Consider the following 18,475-nt stretch of genomic DNA (forward strand, 5'->3'; position numbering starts at 1 on the left):
GCCCCGGTGACCAGGTCCCGGTGATCAGGCCTCAGGCCCCGGCGTTCAGGGCTTCTCGGGGCGCCCCCGCCCCTTGCGCCCGTCGGACCCGTCAGGCCCTTCGAGGAGTTCCCTGGGGCTTCTGCCGAGCGTCAGCGGGTTCTCGGGGGACTCCAGAGGCGGCAGTTCGGGCAGCGCGTCCCAGGGCACCTGGTGCTTGCGCAGGTCGGTGCGGATCTTCGCCGCCAGCTTCCTGGTGTCCCGCCGGTTCATCAGCGCGCCCACCGCCGCGCCCACCAGGAAGGGCATCAGGTTGGGCAGGTCGCGGATCATGCGCTTCATGATCTGCTGGCGCAGCTCGCGCTTCATCTGACCGCCGAGGGCGGAGTTGAGGGAGCTGGGCTTCAGCGGGTCCACCCCGCGCTCGCCCGACCACACGCGCAGGTACGCGGTGCTGCGGTCCTTGAGGTTCCCGGGCGGCCGTACGCCGTAGACCTCGTGCAGTTCGGCGATCAGCTTCAGCTCGATCGCGGCCACGCCGGTGATCTCCGCGGCGATCTCGGCCGGCATCGCGGGCGGTACGGGAAGCATCGCGACCGCGCCGACGCCCGCGCCCACGGTGGACGTGGCGTTGGCCGCCCCCGACACGAGTTTGTCGGCGAGCTGTTCCGGCCCCAGGCCGGGGAACTGCCCGCGAAGCGTCCGCAGGTCCCGTACGGGCACCCTGGGCGCGATGTCGATGATCCGGTCGGCGAGGTGCGCCAGGCCCGCCCGGGCGCGGCTGCCGCCCTTGCGGACACCGTCCTTGGCCAGGTCCACCGCCTTGTCCCGGATCACCGCGACCCGTCGCCTGGCGACGGGCGCGGCGCCCTGAGCGGGAGCCGGGAGGTCAGCCCGGTCACCCGTCGATGCGAGCGAGGCCGATCCCGCAGGGGTCATTCCCCTGCCGGATGAGCCTCGCTCGTCGTCACGCACGCCGTGAGGGCCGTCGGACGGCCCCTTGTCCGCTCCCGGCAGAGAGAAGCGGCGCTTCCGAGGAGGGGTCGAGCCAGTCACGGCCGACCCGCCCTCAGTCGCAGTCGCGGCAGATCGGCTGGCCGTTCTTCTCCCGGGCCAGCTGGCTGCGGTGGTGCACCAGGAAGCAGCTCATGCAAGTGAACTCGTCCTGCTGCTTGGGCAATACCCGGACGGCCAGTTCCTCGTTCGAGAGGTCTGCGCCGGGCAGCTCAAGGCCCTCCGCGGCCTCGAACTCGTCGACGTCCACGGCGGAGGCGGACTTGTCGTTCCGCCGGGCCTTCAGCTCTTCAAGGCTGTCGGAGTCGACATCGTCATCGGTCTTGCGTGGGGTGTCGTAATCGGTTGCCATTTCGCCTCTCCCCCTCTGGGTGTCTGCGGTGTCTCCAGCGCACGTAACGCGTGAGAGGCCGGACTTGTGCCCGCCTCGAGGCGGAGATTTTGCCTCACATCAAGGTCTGTTACTCAATCGACACCCAACCGGACTCCTCACGGGTGATCGGGTTGGATGGCGATCGGGACCGTACACGGTCCGAATGTCGCACTTCAAAGGCGCCTCACCGTGTACTTCCCGTGATCAGGACCCCCGAAAACCCGGAGTTTCCGGGCTTTCCAGGGGCAGCCATGATCACGGAGAGTAGATGGCCGGAAAATCGCCCTTGTGATCGATCACACACGCGAGAGCTGCGTCGCAGTCCTGCGAATTCCGCGCAAAGCGAACATCCCCGCGTGTGTCGGCGACATGATCTCAGACGGGCAGGGTGACTCGCATCACGAGCCCTCCTCCCTCGCGCGGTTGGGCCGCGATGTGGCCGCCGTGCGCCCGGGCCACGGACCGGACGATGGACAGGCCGAGCCCGACTCCCTTGTCGCTCCCCGTGCGCTCCGTACGCAGCCGCCGGAAGGGCTCGAAGAGGTTGTCGATCTCGTACGCGGGAACGACCGGCCCGGTGTTCGATACGACGAGCACCGCCTGACCGTGCTGGATCTCGGTGGTCACCTCGACCCAGCCGTCCTCCGGAACGTTGTAGCGCACGGCGTTCTGCACGAGGTTGAGGGCGATCCGCTCCAGCAGCACGCCGTTGCCCTGGACGACGGCTTTCTGGCGCTTGCCGCGGAGCTCCACGCCCTTGGCCTTCGCCTCGCCGTGCACCTGGTCGATCGCCTGCCCGGCGACCTCGGCCAGGTCGACGGGCTTGCGCTCGACGATCTGGTTGTCGCTACGGGCGAGCAGCAGCAGGCCCTCTACGAGCTGTTCGCTGCGTTCGTTCGTCGCCAGCAGCGTCTTGCCGAGCTGCTGGAGCTCCACGGGCGCGTGCGGGTCGGACAGGTGCACTTCGAGCAGGGTGCGGTTGATCGCCAGCGGCGTCCTCAGCTCGTGCGAGGCGTTGCCGACGAAGCGCTGCTGCGCGGTGAAGGCCCGCTGGAGGCGCTCCAGCATGTCGTCGAAGGTGTCGGCGAGCTCCTTCAGCTCGTCGTCCGGGCCGTCCAGCTCGATACGGCGGGACAGGTCCGAGCCGGCCACGGCCTGGGCGGTGCGCAGGATCCTGCCGAGCGGGGCCAGCACCCGGCCGGCCATCGCGTAGCCGAACGCGAAGGCGATGACTGCGAGGCCGAGCAGGGCCAGCAGGGACCGGCTGAGCAGGTCGTCCAGGGCGTGCTGACGCTGTTCGTTGACGCACTCGTTCAGCGCCTGGTTGAGCTCCGCCGCAGGCAGCTCGCTGCTGCGCAGCTGGCAGACCTCGCTGCTCACCTTGCCGTAGACGACCTTGAACGGCAGGTCGCTGCCCACGTTCAGCGCGTTCGCCGCCAGCAAGTAGATGATCGACAGCAGCAGGATGCCGGCGATCAGGAACATGCCGCCGTACAGCAGCGTCAGCCGTATCCGGATGGTCGGGCGCAGCCAGGGGAACGGCGGCTGTGGCCTTCTCGGGTCCCAGGTGGGCTTCGGGGGCGCCTGGGGAGGCGCCGGGGTCGCGGCCACCGCCGGTCAGATCCGGTAGCCGGAGCCGGGGACGGTGACGATCACCGGCGGTTCGCCGAGCTTGCGGCGCAGGGTCATGACGGTCACGCGCACGACGTTGGTGAACGGGTCGGTGTTCTCGTCCCAGGCCTTCTCCAGGAGCTGCTCCGCGGAGACGACGGCGCCTTCGCTGCGCATCAGCACTTCCAGGACGGCGAACTCCTTGGGGGCGAGCTGGACCTCCTTGCCGTCGCGGAAGACCTCGCGGCGGTTGGGGTCGAGCTTGATGCCGGCGCGCTCCAGGACGGGCGGCAGCGGCACGCTGGTGCGCCGGCCGAGGGCGCGCACGCGTGCGATGAGCTCGCTGAAGGCGAACGGCTTGGGAAGGTAGTCGTCGGCGCCGATCTCCAGTCCCTCGACGCGGTCGCTGACGTCGCCGGACGCCGTGAGCATCAGCACGCGCGTGGGCATGCCGAGTTCGACGATCTTGCGGCAGACGTCGTCGCCGTGCACGAGCGGGAGGTCACGGTCGAGGACCACCACGTCGTAGTCGTTGACGCCGATGCGCTCGAGGGCGGCGGCGCCGTCGTACACGACGTCGACGGCCATGGCCTCCCGGCGCAGCCCGGTGGCCACCGCATCGGCGAGCAGTTGCTCGTCCTCGACGACGAGTACGCGCACGTCGCTGGTCCTTCCTGTGTCCGCCCGCGCAGCGCTCGGTGAGCGCGCGCGGGCAGGGGTCTTGGTGGGTGTGTGCTTCCATCCTGCCCTTTTCGGCCATAAGTCGGCGGTAAGGCGGGTGAGTGGGCCATGAAGGACTGGTGTGAAGCACGGGAATGCCAGATTTTCTCGTGCGGTTGAGGTTTCCGTGGGAGGGAGCGGGGGGAGGACGGCTTTACACCCCGCGATCACGCTCTGCATGTGCCGCAGCACCATGCGGTACTCCGCGGTCCGCTTCCGCAGAGCGGGCGTGGGTGTCCGGCACCGTGGCCGCCCGGCAGGGCAGCGCCGGGCATCTACGGGAGACGTGATCGCCCCTTCCCAACCGGCACACCCCCGTGCCACCGACCCACGACCCAAGGACGAGGGGGCGCAGCATGGACGCATTCACCGCAGGACTTCTGCAGCGCATAAGGGCGACCGAGTCCGACCTGACGCGGGCTCGCGACGAGGGCGACGACTTCCTCGTCGAGGTGGAGCTGGCCGAGCTCGACGACCTGCGCCGCCTCGCCGCCGACCACGGTGTGGAGGTCGGCGCGACGAGCGTCTGAGGCGGACCGCGCCAACGCACGACGGAGGGGCCCCGGCGAATCCAGCGCCGGGGCCCCTCCGCGTCGTCCGGCACGCCGCGGCCGCGCCCGGTTCAGTCGTGCCAGGCGCCGAAGTCCTCCAGGAGCCGCTGGAGGGGCTCGAAGACGGCCGGGGTCGCGGCGATCGTCAGCTCGCGTGAGGGGCGCTCTCCGGGGCGTCCAGCGGTCAGCGCGCCCGCCTCCCGGACGATCAGGTCGCCCGCGGCGAGGTCCCAGGGGTGCAGGCCTCGCTCGTAGTAGCCGTCGAGGCGGCCCGCGGCCACGTCGCACAGGTCGATGGCGGCCGAGCCGCCGCGGCGGATGTCCCGCACCAGCGGGATGAGCCGCCGGGCGACGTCGGCCTGGTGGGCGCGGACCTCGGTGACGTAGTTGAAGCCGGTGGAGACCAGGGCCTGGTCGAGGGGGGCGGCGGGCCGGCAGGCGAGGGTGCGCTCGCCGTCCCAGGCTCCGGTCGCCCGTGCTCCCGTGCCGCGCACCGCGTGGTACGTCTCGCCGCGCATCGGGACGGCGACGACGCCGACGACGGTCTCGCCGTCCTGTTCGGCCGCGATGGACACGGCCCAGGTGGGCAGCCCGTAGAGGTAGTTCACGGTGCCGTCGAGCGGGTCGATCACCCAGCGGACGCCGCTGCTGCCCTGGCTGGAGGCGCCCTCCTCGCCGAGGAAGCCGTCGTCGGGGCGGTGTTCTGCGATGAGGCCGGTGATCAGCTTCTCGGCGGCGATGTCCATCTCGGTGACGACGTCGATGGGGCTCGACTTGGTGGCGGCGACCGCGAGGTCGGCGGGGCGGCCGTCGCGCAGGAGTTCGCCGGCCCGGCGGGCGGCCTCCTGGGCGAGTTCGAGCAGTTCCGAGTGCAGGGGGTCGGTCACGGCGCTCCTCACGCGTAGGGGCTGTCGGCGCCCGCGGCGGCGGGCCTGGGGGCGCGGGCCGGGCAGCAGCCGACCGGGCAGAGATCGTGGCTCGCGCCGAGCGTGCCCAGGGCGCACGGGGTGAGGGCCCCGCCGCTCTCGGCCCCGCCGCTCTCGGTCGCGGCGCGCTCCAGGACGAGCTCGCGGATCGCGGCGGCGAACCGCGGGTCGGCGCCGACGGTGGCCGAGCGGCGCACCGGCAGGCCCAGTTCCCCGGCCTTGGCCGTGGCCTCGGTGTCGAGGTCGTAGAGGACCTCCATGTGGTCGGAGACGAAGCCGATGGGGGCCATCACGACGGCCGGGGCCCCGGCGGCGTGCCGCTCCTCCAGGTGGTCGCAGATGTCGGGCTCCAGCCACGGGATGTGCGGGGCTCCGGAGCGGGACTGGTAGACGAGCTGCCAGGGGTGGTCGACGCCGGTGCGCTCGCGGACGGCGTCGGCGACGAGCCCGGCCACGTCCAGGTGCTGGGCGACGTACGCGCCGCCGTCGCCGTGGTCCTCGACGGTGCCGGAGGTGTCGGCCGCGGCGACCGGGATCGAGTGGGTGGTGAACGCGATGTGCGCGCCGTCCCGGACGTCCTCGGGGAGCTCGGACAGGGACCGGAGCACGCCGTCGATCATGGGCTCGAGGAAGCCCGGGTGGTTGAAGTAGTGCCGCAGCTTGTCGATCTTCGGCAGCGGGAGCCCCTCGGCCTCCAGGGCGGCCAGCGAGTCGGCGAGGTTCTCGCGGTACTGGCGGCAGCCGGAGTACGAGGCGTAGGCGCTGGTGGCGAGGACCAGGACGCGACGGCGGCCGTCGGCGACCATCTCGCGCAGGGTGTCCGTCAGGTACGGGGCCCAGTTGCGGTTGCCCCAGTAGACCGGCAGGTCGAGGCCGTGGTCGGCGAAGTCCTTGCGCAGGGCGTCCAGCAGGGCGCGGTTCTGGTCGTTGATGGGGCTGACCCCGCCGAACAGGAAGTAGTGCTGCCCGACCTCCTTGAGGCGTTCCTTGGGGATGCCGCGCCCGCGGGTCACGTTCTCCAGGAACGGGACCACGTCGTCCGGGCCTTCCGGGCCGCCGAAGGAGAGCAGGAGCAGGGCGTCGTAGGGGGTGGCATCGAGCGCGTCTGGCATGTCTTCGATCCTGCCACCCGCGACTGACAGCCGGGTAACGCCGGGGTGGCCGGCCGCCCGCGCGAACGCGCGTGAAGGGTGCGTTAGGGTTGCCTAACTCCGTAAGCTGTATGGGCGGATTCACGCCTTACGAACCCCGTCACGCTCCTGGCACGCTTACCGAGCCCCCTAAGCCCCCGAGCCCCCGAGCCCCCCGAGCCCTCGCGCCGTGCCGAGCCGCCACGCACGCGTGACCGGACCCACCGGAGACCTCCGTGCCCAGCCCCTACCGCGCCCTGTTCGCCGCCCCCGGCTCCAAGGGCTTCTCCGCCGCGGGGTTCATCGGCCGTATGCCGCTGTCGATGATGGGCATCGGCGTCGTCACGATGGTCTCCCAGCTCACCGGGCGCTACGGGCTCGCGGGCGCGCTGTCGGCGACCATCGCGCTCTCTGCCGCGGCCATCGGGCCGCAGATCTCGCGCCTGGTGGACCAGTACGGGCAGCGCAGGGTGCTGCGCCCGGCGACGCTGCTGGCGCTCGTCGCGGCGGCCGGGCTGCTGCTGGCGGCGCACTACGAGGGGCCGGAATGGGTGCTGTTCGTGTGCTCCGCCGGGATCGGCGCGGTGCCGAGCCTCGGCGCGATGATCCGCGCCCGCTGGGCGGCCCTCTACCGGGGGACCCCGCAGCTGCACACCGCGTACTCGTTCGAGTCCGTGGTGGACGAGGTGTGCTTCATCTTCGGGCCGATCATCTCCATCGGGCTGTCCACGGCCTGGTTCCCGGAGGCGGGTCCGCTGCTGGCGGCCTGCTTCCTCGCCGTCGGCGTCTTCTGGCTGACCGCGCAGCGGGGCACCGAGCCCGCGCCGCACCCGCGCGAGCGGCAAGGCGGCGGTTCGGCGCTGCGCTCGCCGGGCCTCCAGGTCCTGGTGGCCACCTTCGTGGCGACCGGCACGATCTTCGGCTCGGTCGACGTGGTCACCGTCGCCTTCGCCGACGAGGAGGGCCACAAGGGCGCCGCGAGCGTGGTCCTGGCGCTGTACGCGGCGGGTTCCTGCGCGGCGGGCCTCGTCTTCGGCCTGCTGCGTCCCAAGGGGGCGCCGGAACGACGCTGGCTGTTGGGCGTGTTCATGATGGCCGTGAGTATGATCCCCCTCCTACTGGTCGGAAACTTGCCGTTTCTGGCCGTGGCGCTGTTCGTAGCGGGTCTGGCCATCGCTCCCACGATGATCACCACCATGTCCCTCATCGAAGAGCACGTACCACGCGCGCAACTGACCGAGGGCATGACCTGGGTGAGCACCGGGCTCGCGGTCGGGGTCGCGGTCGGCTCGTCCATCGCCGGCTGGGTCATCGACGCGGCCGGAGCGCGCGCCGGGTACGGGGTTCCGGCGGTGTCCGGGGCCGTCGCGGTCGCGGTCGGTTTCCTGGGGTACCGCCGGCTCAGCAGGCCGGCTCCGGGTCGGGGAGGCACCGTTGAGCAGCACAGCGAGCGGGAAGAACGGCACGTGGCGTAACTGGGGCGGCAACGTCGTCGCCCGGCCCGCGCGGGAGGTCATGCCCGCCTCCGTCGACGAGCTGGCCGCGGCGGTGCGCCGGGCCGCCGAGGACGGGCTCAAGGTCAAGGCAGTCGGCACCGGCCACTCCTTCACCTCGATCGCGGCGACCGACGGCGTGCTGATCCGCCCTCAGCTGCTGACCGGGATCCGCGACATCGACCGGGACGAGATGACCGTCACGGTGGAGGCCGGCACCCCGCTCAAGAGGCTCAACCTGGCCCTCGCACGCGAGGGGCTGTCGCTCGCCAACATGGGCGACATCATGGACCAGACCGTCTCGGGGGCCACCAGCACCGGCACCCACGGCACGGGCCGTGAGTCGGGGTCGATCGCCGCCCAGATCAAGGGCCTCGAACTGGTCACCGCGGACGGCTCGGTCCTCGCCTGCTCCGAGAAGGAGAACCCCGACGTCTTCGCGGCGGCCCGGATCGGCCTGGGGGCCCTCGGCATCGTCACCGCGATCACCTTCGCCGTGGAGCCGATCTTCCTGCTCACCGCGCGCGAGGAGCCGATGCCGTTCGACCGGGTCCTCGCCGACTTCGACCAACTGTGGGCCGAGAACGAGCACTTCGAGTTCTACTGGTTCCCGCACACCGGCAGCACCAACACCAAGCGCAACAACCGCAGCGCCGGCCCGCGCCGGCCGGTGAGCCAGCTCTCCGGGTGGGTCGAGGACGAACTCCTCTCCAACGGCGTCTTCCAGGTGGCCCAGTGGGTCGGCCGCGCGGCGCCCGCGACGATCCCGGCGATCGCCCGGATCTCCAGCAAGGCCCTGTCGGCGCGCACCTACACCGACATCCCCTACAAGGTGTTCACGTCCCCGCGCCGGGTGCGGTTCGTGGAGATGGAGTACGCCGTCCCGCGCGAGGCGGTGCGCGAGACGCTGCGCGAACTGAAGGCGGCGGTCGAGCGCTCGGGCCTGCGGGTCAGCTTCCCGGTGGAGGTGCGCACCGCGCCGGCCGACGACATCACCCTGTCCACCGCCTCCGGCCGCGACAGCGCGTACATCGCCGTCCACATGGTCAAGGGCACGCCGTACCAGAGGTACTTCACCACCGCCGAGCGGATCCTCACCGCGCACGAGGGCCGGCCGCACTGGGGCAAGGTGCACACGCGCGACGCGGAGTACTTCGCCTCGGTCTACCCCCGCTTCGGCGAGTTCACGGCGCTGCGCGACCGCCTGGATCCCGAACGCCTCTTCCAGAACGACTACTTGCGGAGGGTTCTGGGGGCGTAGCGGCCCCCGTGGGCGTCTGGTTCCGTTTCGGACGATTGCGTGAAGTACGCCACGTTCAAGATCGCGGAAATCGGGCATCACGCGGTCAAGTCCCACCCCTCGCCAGAAGTTGGGCGGCGCGCCAATCCACGCACGTGGCCCAAATGGAGTACTGTTGCGAGCCCTGGGTCCGGCCTCCCGCCAGGGCGTCCGGAGCCTTGCTGGACCGCCAGGAGGGGGGCTAGTTGCACAGGGTGACGGAGTTGGTCACTTAGCGTGGCGAATAGGTAACCGTGCCATAACGGCGAGCCAGGGCCCGTGCCCGACACGCCGGGCAACTCGGCAAGGTTGTGGCAGGCTGCACCCGGGCAGGCCACACTCGACTAGCGGAAGCAGCGACGCACGTGACGTCGGCAGGCACCACCCGGGAGGTCCCCATGCCCGAACTGCGTGTCGTGGCCGTCTCGAATGACGGCACACGGCTGGTGCTGAAGGCTGCGGACAGCACGGAGTACACGCTTCCTATCGACGAGCGTCTGCGCGCCGCCGTCCGCGGCGACCGTCCCCGCCTCGGCCAGATCGAGATCGAGGTGGAGAGCCATCTCCGCCCCCGCGACATCCAGGCGCGTATACGAGCCGGCGCGACCGCGGAAGAGGTCGCGCAGATGGCCGGCATCCCCGTCGATCGCGTACGCCGCTTCGAGGGCCCCGTGCTGGCCGAGCGCGCCTTCATGGCCGAGCGGGCCCGCAAGACGCCCGTCCGCCGGCCCGGTGAGAACGCCGGGCCGCAGCTCGGCGAGGCGGTCCAGGAACGGCTGCTGCTGCGCGGCGCCGACAAGGACACCGTCCAGTGGGACTCCTGGCGCCGCGACGACGGCACCTGGGAGGTCCTGCTCGTCTACCTGGTCGCGGGCGAACCGCACTCGGCGAGCTGGACGTACGACCCGCCCCGGCGGCTCGTCCAGGCCGTCGACGAGGAGGCGCGCTCGCTGATCGGCGAGTCCGACGACCTCGCCGCGCCGGAGCCCAGCTTTCCCTTCGTCCCGCGCATCGCGCGGCTGCCGCGCGAGCGGACGATGGACCGGGCCCTGGAGCGGCCGAGCCTGCCCGCGCAGGCCTCCGAGCCGCCCGAGGAGAGCACCGCGGAACGGGAGCGCGACTCGCTGACCAGCCTGCTGGAGGCGGTGCCGAGCTTCCGCGGCGACCTCGTCGTCCCCGAACGCCCGTCGGAGGAGCCCGAGGAGCCCGCCGAGGAAGAGGCCGTCGAGGAACCCCCGGCGCCCGCCGCGTCGGCCGGCTCCGCCTACGCGGACGTCCTCATGCCGCGTTCGGTGGGCAGCCACCGCGACCGGCTGATCGGTTCCACGGACCGTCAGGCCGAGGCGGACGGCGTCCGTCCGGGCCGCCGCGCGGCGGTGCCGAGCTGGGACGAGATCGTGTTCGGCACGCGGCGCAAGAAGCAGGAGTGAGCCCGGGCGGGGCAACCCGCCGGGGACGTCCTCCGGTTCGCCGGTCTCGATCCGCACACAGGTTCATACGTACGGGAGGGCCGCACCTGTTCGGTGCGGCCCTCCCGTACGCGCACGCGTGACAGGGGTCACTGGGGGTCGGGGCCCACGGCGACGGGACGGGACGGGTCCGAGGACCACTCCGACCAGGAACCGACGTACAGGGCCGCAGGAACGCCCGCGACGGCCAGCGCCAGCACCTCGTGCGCGCCGGAGACGCCCGAGCCGCAGTAGACGCCCACCGCCGTGCCCTCGGAGGCCCCCAGCGTCTTGAAACGGTCCCTCAGCTCCTCGGCCGGTAGGAAGCGGCCGTCCGGCCCCACGTTCTCGGTCGTGGGCGCGGAGACCGCGCCCGGGACATGCCCGCCGACCCGGTCGATCGGCTCCACCTCGCCCCGGTACCGCTCCCCCGCGCGGGCGTCGAGCAGCACCCCGGAGCGGGCCAGTGCCGCGGCCCCGTCCGCGTCGAGGAGGCCCTCGTCGTCCGGCGCGGGCTCGAAATCGCCTTCGGCGGGCACGGGTGCGTCGACCTGGAGCTGCCCCTCCCACGACGGCAACCCGCCGTCGAGGACTCGCACGTCCGGGTGACCCGTCCAGCGCAGCAGCCACCACGCGCGTGCCGCCGCCCAGCCCTGACCGCCGTCGTACACGACGACCGGCCGGGCCGCCGACACGCCCGCCCGGCGCATCGCGGCGCCGAACTCCGTCAGATCCGGCAGGGGGTGACGGCCGCCCGTGCCGGGCGTCCCGGCCAGTTCACGGTCCAGGTCGACGTAGACGGCGCCGGGCACGTGCCCCGAGGCGTACGCGGCCGGGCCGTCGAACGGCGGCTCGCCGGACGCCTTCGCCAGGGTGAGCTGCCAGCGGACGTCGAGCACGACCGGCGGGCGCTCCCCCGCCAGGTCGCTCGCGAGTTCGGATGCGGAGATGATGGCGTTCATGGCCACCATCCTCGCGCACGGGGTGGCCCCGTCGTCCATGTCCGGCTACTCTGCTCGGCCGGACGGCCCCGATCACGAGGCGTACGGGATCGGGCACATGGCGTACAGCCGATCGACATCCGACGGCCATCGCGCGGAGAGGACGGGGTACCCCACAGGAGGTACTCCACAGGAGGTACTCCACAGGGGCACCCTTCCTCCCCGCACGCGCGCACGACGCGGGGCACCGACCCGGCCACCGAGAGGGGCCGAGAAGAGAGTGACGATGACCGAGGCACGCGGATCGGCCGGCCCGGACGGCGCACCACAGGCCCGGTACGCCCCCGGCGCCCCCTGTTGGGTGAGCCTTATGGTGCACGGACTGACCGCGACCCAGGAGTTCTACGCCGAGCTGTTCGGTTGGGAATTCCAACCCGGTCCGCAGCCGCTCGGTCCCTATGTGAGGGCGCTGCTCGACGGCCGTGAGGTGGCCGGCATCGGCCAACTCCCCCAGGACCGGCATCTGCCGATCGCCTGGACGCCGTACCTCGCCTCGGACCACGTGGACGCCACCGCGGAGACGGTGCGCCTGTGCGGCGGCACCATCGGGGTCGGTCCGCTGGACGCCGGCGACGCGGGGCGCATGGCCATCGGCTCCGACCCCTCCGGCGCGGTCTTCGGGATCTGGCAGGCGGCGGCCCACCTCGGCACGGACCTCACCGGCGTGCACGGCACCCCCGCCTGGAACGAGCTGGCGACCTACGAGGCCGCGGGCGCCGCCAAGTTCTACGAGACGGTGTTCGGCTACGGGCGCGAGGCGGAGGCGTCCGCCGACACGGACTACGTGACCCTGCACATCGCCGGCCGGGCGGTGGCCGGCATCCGGGGCGTCGGCGCCGCGCTGCCCCGGGACCGGGGGCCGCACTGGATGACGTACTTCGAGGTGGCCGACGCGGACGAGGCGCTCGCGCGGGTCGTCGGCCTCGGCGGGCACGTCCTCCATCCGGTGCGCGACGGCGCGCACGGGCGCGTGGCGGGCGTGGCCGATCCGGAGGGGGCCCGCTTCTCGCTGATCCAGGACCCGCGCTGACGTGGGCCGGCCCTGAGACCAGACCCTGAGGCTAGACCTGGTGCATCGGCAGGACGTCGGGCGACAGCGCCGCCGCGTGGGCCGTCGCCGCCGTCATCCGGCGCCGGTGGTGCCGGCGGCACAGGACCTCGTAGCCGATGGTGTCCGCCTGGTTGACGTCGCCGATGACGACCTGGGCGCCCTCGACGACCATCACGCCGCCGACGGTGCGGGCGTTGTGCGTGGCCCGCGCCCCGCACCAGCACAGGGCCTCGACCTGGAGCACCTCGACGCGGTCGGCGAGTTCGACGAGCCGCTGCGAGCCGGGGAACAGCTTGGAGCGGAAGTCGGTGGTGATACCGAAGGCGTAGACGTCGACGCCGAGGTCGTCGACCACGCGCGCGAGCTGGTCGATCTGCTCCTCGGCGAGGAACTGCGCCTCGTCCGCGATCACGTAGTCGGCCCGGCCGCCCTGGGAGAGGTGGTCGACGAGGTAGGCGTAGAGGTCCTGGCCGTCCTCGACCTCGACGGCGTCAGTGACCAGGCCGAGGCGGGAGGAGAGCTTGCCCTCGCCCGCGCGGTCGTCGCGGGTGAAGATCATGCCTTGAAGGCCGCGCGCGGAGCGGTTGTGCTCTATCTGGAGAGCCAGCGTCGACTTCCCGCAGTCCATGGTTCCGGAGAAGAACACCAGCTCGGGCATGGGGAGTTGCGTACCTTTCGGCGGGATCTGTCGATGGTGTGGGGAGCCCGGGGGCCGTCAGGAGCGTACTTCGAGCAGCGGGACGAGCTGTTCGGCGGGGGTCATGGAGCCGTGGTTGCCGACCATGGCCGACTCCTTCGGCTCCCGCTCGGAGGCGATGAGCAGGACGTCGTCCCGGGCGGCCGCGATCACGTCGCCGAGGCGGTCGTGCACGCGTTCGTCGAGCTGGGGGCCGAACCAGCCCGCGGCGACGGCCTCGACGCGCGAGGCCACCCAGAACTGCTCGCCGAGCACCTCGCGCCAACAGGTCAGGACGTCGTCCTCGGCGCCCGGTACGGCGTAGACGTGACGGGCGCGGCCCTCGCCGCCCAGCAGGGCGACCCCGGCGCTCAGCTCCCAGTCCTCGTCGAAGTCGATGCGGTGCGGCTCGCCGAAGGGCACGTCGACCATGCCGTGGTCGGCGGTGACGTAGAGCGCGCTGCGCGGCGGGAGTTGCTCGGCGAGGCGCTGGACGAGCCGGTCGACGTACATGAGCTGGCCGCGCCAGGTGTCGGAGGCGACGCCGTAGCGGTGCCCCGCGCCGTCGAGTTCGGCGTAGTACGTGTAGACGAGGGAGCGGTCGCCGACCGCGAGCTGCTCGGCCGCGAAGTCCATGCGCTCCTCGCCGGTCAGCCGGCCGTGGAACGTGCCGCCGCTGAGCGCCACCTTGGTGAGCGGGGTGGTCTGGAAGTGGGGCGAGGACACCTGGGCGGCGTGCACTCCGGCCGCGTCGGCGAGCTGGAAGACGGTGGGGTACGGCTGCCAGGGGCCCGGCGGGGTCCACGGCTGCCAGCGGAGCTGGTTCATCAGCTCGCCGGTGGCGGGGTTGCGCACCGCGTAGCCGGGCAGGCCGTGCGCGCCGGGCGGGAGGCCGGTGCCGACGGAGGCGAGGGAAGTCGCGGTGGTCGCGGGGAAGCCGGCGGTGATCGGGCGTCCGGTGCCGCCGCGCGAGCTGCCGAGCAGCGCGTGCAGGTAGGGCGCCTCGTCGGGGTGGGAGCGGATCTGCTCCCAGCCGAGGCCGTCGATCAGAAAGACGCAGTTGCGGTCGGCCGGGGACAGTTCCGTGATCGCCGCGGTCATGCCGGGGACGCCCATGCCGGCGGCCAGGGTGGGCAGCAGGTCGGCGAGGGAGCCGGAGCCGTACTCGGGGACGGGCGCGGAGGCGACGGCGAGGGGTTCCGGGTGGTCCCAGGCGGCGGGGGCAGCCATCAGCGGGTGGGGTCCGCGGTCGCCTCGGAGAGGGACTGCGCGAAGGCGAGGGCCTGGCGCACCGTCTCCGTGCCGTCCCCCGCCTCGCTGACGCGCAGGCTGAGGTCGTCCGCCGTCGAGTTGCCCGTGTAGCCGTGGTCGGCGTCGCAGTTGGGGTCGCCGCAGGCGGCCGGCTCCAGGTCGATGCGGGAGACGGCGCCCCAGCCGATGGTCAGCACGACCTCGCGCGGGACGGTGCCCGGGGCGTACGACTCCGGGTTGGCGACCACGCGGCTGACGACGACCGACGAGATCCGGCCGAGCTTCACGGACTCCGTGGACGTCGTGGCGTACGGCGTCGGGGAGGTGGTGTCGGCGGCCTGCTCGTCGGTGTGGCTGACGATGAAGCGGTTGCCGGTGAGGACCAGCACGGTCACGTGCCGGCGCACCTCGTTCTGGTCGAAGGTGGTCTCCTGGTGGACCAGGTACGACCGGATGGGCTCGCCGCCCACAGCGGCCTCCACCGCCTCGGCCACGAGGGCCGGGTAGTAGCCGCTGCGCTCGATCGCCGCACGCAGCCCCTGGGTCGTCGTACTGGTCTTGGCCATGCGGTCCATCCTACGGGGACCCACTGACTGCGAGGGAACGCTCACGGCCGCTTCAGTAGGACGGGAGCGTCCGCGGGCCGAGGTCGTCGCGGGCGGGCGGGGGCGTGAGGCGGACGGAGGCGCCGAGGACGCTGAGGCCCTGCGGGGCGACGACGACCGGCTCCAGCGTGACGGCGACGACCTCGGGATGGTCGTCGACCAGCCTCGACACCCGCAGCAGGAGTTCCTCCAGGGCGGGGGTGTCGACGGGGGCGGAGCCGCGCCAGCCGAACAGGAGCGGGGCGGTCCGGATGGACCGGACCAGGGAGGCCGCCTCGCGGTCGGTGACCGGGACGAGGCGGTGCGCCATGTCCCCGAGCAGCTGCGAGGCGGCCCCGGCGAGTCCGAAGGAGAGCACCGCGCCGGCCGCCGGGTCGATGACCGCGCGGACCACCGTGTCGACTCCGCGCGGGGCCATCGCCTGGACGACCGGGCGCAGTTCCTCGGCCCGGCCGAACAGCTCGGTCAACTCGGCGTATGCGCGGCGCAGTTGTTCCTCGTCGGCGAGGTCGAGGCGGACGCCGCCCAGGTCGGCACGGTGGCGGAGGTGGGGGGCGGTGGCCTTGAGGGCGACGGGGTAGCCGAGGGCGTCGGCGGCGCGGGCGGCCTCGTCCGGGGTGGGGGCGGGGATGGCCCGGCGCACGTCGACGCCGTACCGGCCGAGCAGCTCGCAGGTCTCGTCGGCTCCCAGGGTGAGGCCCTGCCCGCGCGTGAGGAGCCCGTCGATGAGCCGGGCCGCGCCCTTCTCGTCGATGTCGTCGTACTCGGGCACCTTGCCGGGATCGGCGGCCTCGCGCCGCCAGTGCGCGTACTTCACGGCTTCGGCAAGGGCACGGACCGCGCGTTCGGCGGCGGGGTAGGCGGGGATGAGGTGGGCGCCTTCGGGTGCGGGCGTCTCGGAGACGGGGGGCGCGGTGGAGGGGGGCGCGGTGGAGGGGGGAGGCGTGGTCGAGGCCCTCGCGGCTGGGGCATTCGCGGCCGGGGGGTTTGCGGCGCGGGCGGACGTGGCGGGGGCGGCCGCGCCGGGGGCGTTGGCGGTGGGGACGTTGGTGACGGGGGCGGGGGTGACGGGTGCTTCAGGGCTGGACGCTCCGGTGCCGGCGGCTCCGGTGGCCGGTGCTCCGGGGGCGAGGGATCCGGGGCTGGACGGTCCCGCAGCAGGTGCTCCAGCAGCGGAGGCTCCTGTGACGGGGGCCTCGGGGCCGGGGGCTACGGTGCCGGCAGCTCCCGTGGCCGGTGCCCCAGGGGCGAGGGATCCGGAGCTGGACAGTCCCGGGGCAGGTGCCCCAGCAGCGGCTCCCGTGACGGGGGCTCCCGGGACCGGCGATTGAGGGGTGGTCGGTGTGTGGGGGTTCGCTGTCGCGGCTCGCGCGCGGGGGGCTGTGCTCGTGGCGGCGGACAGGGCTTCCGCTAGGCCGCCGAGTTCCACGTGGACGACGAGTACCGGCTTGGCGGGGCCCGCCGCCGCGGCCGAGCGGAGCGCCTCGGCCAGCTCCGCGTCCCCCGGCGACGCCTCGCCGATCGAGGGGATCGCCGTGACCACCACCGCGTCGCAGGCCTCGTCGGCCAGGGCGTGGGTCAGCGCCGCGTGGAAGTCCTCGGCCGTGGCTTCCGTGGTCAGGTCGCGCGGCGGCAGCGGACGCAGCCCCTCGGAGAGGCACGCGTCGTACGTCAGCAGTCCCAGCGACTCGGAGTTGCCGAGGATGGCGACCCGGGGGCCGCCCGGCAGCGGCTGGCGGGCCAGCAGCAGGCCGGCGTCCACGAGTTCGGTGATGGTGTCCACCCGGATCACGCCGGCCTGCCGCACCAGCGCGGACACGGTCGCGTGCGGCAGCCGCGTGGCCCGTACGGCGTGGCCCTGCGGGCCGGATCCGGCGCCCTGCACGACCACCAGGGGCTTCGCCGCCGCCGTACGGCGCGCGAGGCGGGTGAACTTGCGGGGGTTGCCGATGGACTCCAGGTACATCAGGGCGACGTCGGTGTCGGGGTCTTCGTACCAGTACTGGAGGACGTCGTTGCCGGAGACGTCGGCGCGGTTGCCGGAGGAGACGAACGTGGACACGCCGGTGACGCCGGTGACGCCGCCGCCGCGCCGGTGGAGCCGGGACAGCAGGGCGATGCCGATCGCGCCGGACTGGGCGAACAGGCCGATGCGGCCGGGCCGCGGCATCTCGGGCGCCAGCGAGGCGTTGAGCCGCACCTTCGGGGAGGTGTTGACGATGCCGAAGGCGTTGGGGCCGATGATCCGCATCCCGTACGCGCGTGCGTGGCGGACGAGTTCGCGTTGGCGCTCGCGCCCCTCGGGGCCGCTCTCGGCGTAGCCGGCGGCGAGCACGACGAGTCCCTGCACGCCGTGTTCGCCGCATTCGGCGACGACTTCGGGCACGTGCTCGGCGGGGACGGCGACGACCACGAGATCGACGTGTCCGTCGATCTCGCGGACCGAGCGGTGGGCGGGCACCCCGTCGACTTCCTTGAGGTCCTCGGGGAACGCCTTGTTCACCGCGTACAGGCGCCCGGTGAAGCCCGCCTCCCGCAGGTTGCCGAGGACGCCGCGGCCGACGCCGCCGGGCGCGCGGCCGACGCCGACCACGGCGACCGAGCCGGGCGCGAGCAGGCGTCCCACGGAGTGGGCCTCGGCGCGCTGCTCACGCGCGCGTTGGACGGCCAGGGAGCGTTCGGTGGGTTCGAGGTCGAACTCCAGGCGGACGACACCGTCCTCGAAGCTGCGCTTCTGGGTGTACCCGGCGTCCGTGAACACCTTGATCATCTTGTTGTTGGCGGGGAGCACCTCGGCGGCGAACCGGCGGATGCCGCGCTCGCGCGCGACGGCCGCGATGTGCTCCAGGAGCGCGGAGGCGACGCCCCTGCCCTGGTGGGCGTCCTGCACGAGGAAGGCGACCTCGGCCTCGTCGGCGGGGGCGGAGGCGGGCATGCCGTCGGCGCCGATGCGGTCATAGCGTACGGTGGCGATGAACTCGCCGCCGACCGTGGCCGCGAGTCCCACCCGGTCCACAAAGTCGTGGTGCGTGAAGCGGTGGACGTCCTTGGCGGACAGACGCGGGTAGGGCGCGAAGAAGCGGTAGTACTTCGACTCGTCCGACACCTGCTCGTAGAAGCTGACCAGGCGCTCGGCGTCATCGACGGTGATGGGGCGGATGCGCGCGGTGCCGCCGTCGCGCAGCACCACGTCGGCTTCCCAGTGGGCGGGGTACTCGTGCCGGTCCGGCGCGCTCTGCATGGGGCCCAGAGTACGGCTCGCGTACGACAACGGCGCGAGGCAGTCTGTGGAGGACGGAAGGTGGGGTCGAGGCCGCGATCCCCACGACCACGGCGGAACGGTCCGAAGGGCCGTTCCGGGCACGCT

The 18,475-nt window shown here is 72.6% G+C and carries 16 protein-coding genes; 5 read left to right on the forward strand and 11 right to left on the reverse strand.

Annotation, left to right across the window (positions count from 1 at the left end; translation table 11 throughout):
• Positions 1-45: 45 nt before the first annotated feature.
• From ACFYX4_RS35140 to ACFYX4_RS35155, 4 genes are all read right to left on the reverse strand, one after another.
• Complete coding sequence (locus tag ACFYX4_RS35140; RefSeq protein WP_389342309.1) at positions 46-1,035, reverse strand: hypothetical protein; 990 nt, start codon at positions 1,033-1,035, stop codon at positions 46-48.
• A 13-nt stretch (positions 1,036-1,048) separates the two neighbouring features.
• Positions 1,049-1,345 (reverse strand): DUF4193 domain-containing protein, encoded by a 297-nt coding sequence (locus ACFYX4_RS35145; RefSeq protein WP_003993510.1) that lies wholly within the window; start codon positions 1,343-1,345, stop codon positions 1,049-1,051.
• A 396-nt stretch (positions 1,346-1,741) separates the two neighbouring features.
• On the reverse strand, positions 1,742-2,977 hold the full coding sequence (locus tag ACFYX4_RS35150) for a sensor histidine kinase (protein WP_389342312.1): 1,236 nt from the start codon (positions 2,975-2,977) through the stop codon (positions 1,742-1,744).
• A 6-nt stretch (positions 2,978-2,983) separates the two neighbouring features.
• Positions 2,984-3,637, reverse strand: coding sequence for a response regulator transcription factor (locus tag ACFYX4_RS35155; RefSeq protein ID WP_003993508.1), 654 nt, complete (start codon positions 3,635-3,637; stop codon positions 2,984-2,986).
• A gap of 416 nt (positions 3,638-4,053) precedes the next feature.
• On the opposite strand from ACFYX4_RS35155, the gene ACFYX4_RS35160 reads away from it, so the two are divergent.
• Complete coding sequence (locus tag ACFYX4_RS35160) at positions 4,054-4,227, forward strand: hypothetical protein (RefSeq protein WP_389342315.1); 174 nt, start codon at positions 4,054-4,056, stop codon at positions 4,225-4,227.
• A gap of 92 nt (positions 4,228-4,319) precedes the next feature.
• Here the strand turns inward: ACFYX4_RS35160 and ACFYX4_RS35165 are convergent, their stop codons facing one another.
• Together ACFYX4_RS35165 and ACFYX4_RS35170 are read right to left on the reverse strand one after the other, a co-directional pair.
• Positions 4,320-5,135, reverse strand: a complete 816-nt coding sequence (locus tag ACFYX4_RS35165; protein ID WP_389342318.1) for an inositol monophosphatase family protein — start codon at positions 5,133-5,135, stop codon at positions 4,320-4,322.
• Between the two features lie 8 nt (positions 5,136-5,143).
• Entirely contained in the window at positions 5,144-6,286 is a 1,143-nt protein-coding gene (locus tag ACFYX4_RS35170) for a ferrochelatase (protein ID WP_389342321.1), read from the reverse strand.
• Positions 6,287-6,540: 254 nt separating this feature from the next.
• On the opposite strand from ACFYX4_RS35170, the gene ACFYX4_RS35175 reads away from it, so the two are divergent.
• From ACFYX4_RS35175 to sepH, 3 genes are all read left to right on the forward strand, one after another.
• Entirely contained in the window at positions 6,541-7,779 is a 1,239-nt protein-coding gene (locus tag ACFYX4_RS35175) for an MFS transporter (RefSeq protein WP_389342324.1), read from the forward strand.
• On the forward strand, positions 7,739-9,058 hold the full coding sequence (locus ACFYX4_RS35180; protein WP_389342327.1) for a D-arabinono-1,4-lactone oxidase: 1,320 nt from the start codon (positions 7,739-7,741) through the stop codon (positions 9,056-9,058). The genes ACFYX4_RS35175 and ACFYX4_RS35180 overlap by 41 nt, the downstream gene beginning before the upstream one ends.
• A 416-nt stretch (positions 9,059-9,474) precedes the next feature.
• Positions 9,475-10,506: a septation protein SepH gene (sepH, locus tag ACFYX4_RS35185; protein ID WP_389342330.1), complete on the forward strand. Its 1,032-nt coding sequence runs from the start codon at positions 9,475-9,477 to the stop codon at positions 10,504-10,506.
• Positions 10,507-10,634: 128 nt separating this feature from the next.
• Here the strand turns inward: sepH and ACFYX4_RS35190 are convergent, their stop codons facing one another.
• Positions 10,635-11,486: a sulfurtransferase gene (locus tag ACFYX4_RS35190; RefSeq protein ID WP_389342334.1), complete on the reverse strand. Its 852-nt coding sequence runs from the start codon at positions 11,484-11,486 to the stop codon at positions 10,635-10,637.
• A gap of 265 nt (positions 11,487-11,751) precedes the next feature.
• Here ACFYX4_RS35190 and ACFYX4_RS35195 point away from each other — a divergent pair, with 265 nt between their 5' ends.
• Positions 11,752-12,555, forward strand: coding sequence for a VOC family protein (locus ACFYX4_RS35195; protein WP_389342337.1), 804 nt, complete (start codon positions 11,752-11,754; stop codon positions 12,553-12,555).
• A 31-nt stretch (positions 12,556-12,586) separates the two neighbouring features.
• On the opposite strand, the gene ACFYX4_RS35200 is transcribed toward ACFYX4_RS35195, so the two are convergent.
• The 4 genes from ACFYX4_RS35200 to ACFYX4_RS35215 are packed head-to-tail and all read right to left on the reverse strand — an operon-like array spanning position 12,587 to position 18,349.
• Positions 12,587-13,234, reverse strand: coding sequence for a thymidine kinase (locus ACFYX4_RS35200; protein WP_389342340.1), 648 nt, complete (start codon positions 13,232-13,234; stop codon positions 12,587-12,589).
• Positions 13,235-13,291: 57 nt separating this feature from the next.
• Positions 13,292-14,482 (reverse strand): alkaline phosphatase family protein, encoded by a 1,191-nt coding sequence (locus ACFYX4_RS35205; RefSeq protein ID WP_389342343.1) that lies wholly within the window; start codon positions 14,480-14,482, stop codon positions 13,292-13,294.
• Complete coding sequence (locus tag ACFYX4_RS35210) at positions 14,482-15,078, reverse strand: DUF5998 family protein (protein WP_389342346.1); 597 nt, start codon at positions 15,076-15,078, stop codon at positions 14,482-14,484. Before ACFYX4_RS35210 ends, ACFYX4_RS35205 begins: the two co-directional genes overlap by 1 nt.
• Positions 15,079-15,121: 43 nt before the next feature.
• The gene (locus tag ACFYX4_RS35215; RefSeq protein WP_389342349.1) at positions 15,122-18,349 is read right to left on the reverse strand and encodes a GNAT family N-acetyltransferase; all 3,228 of its coding nucleotides are present in this window, start codon (positions 18,347-18,349) and stop codon (positions 15,122-15,124) included.
• Positions 18,350-18,475: the final 126 nt, after the last annotated feature.

The sequence above is a fragment of the Streptomyces sp. NPDC002328 genome, assembly GCF_042890065.1.
GTDB lineage: Bacteria > Actinomycetota > Actinomycetes > Streptomycetales > Streptomycetaceae > Streptomyces.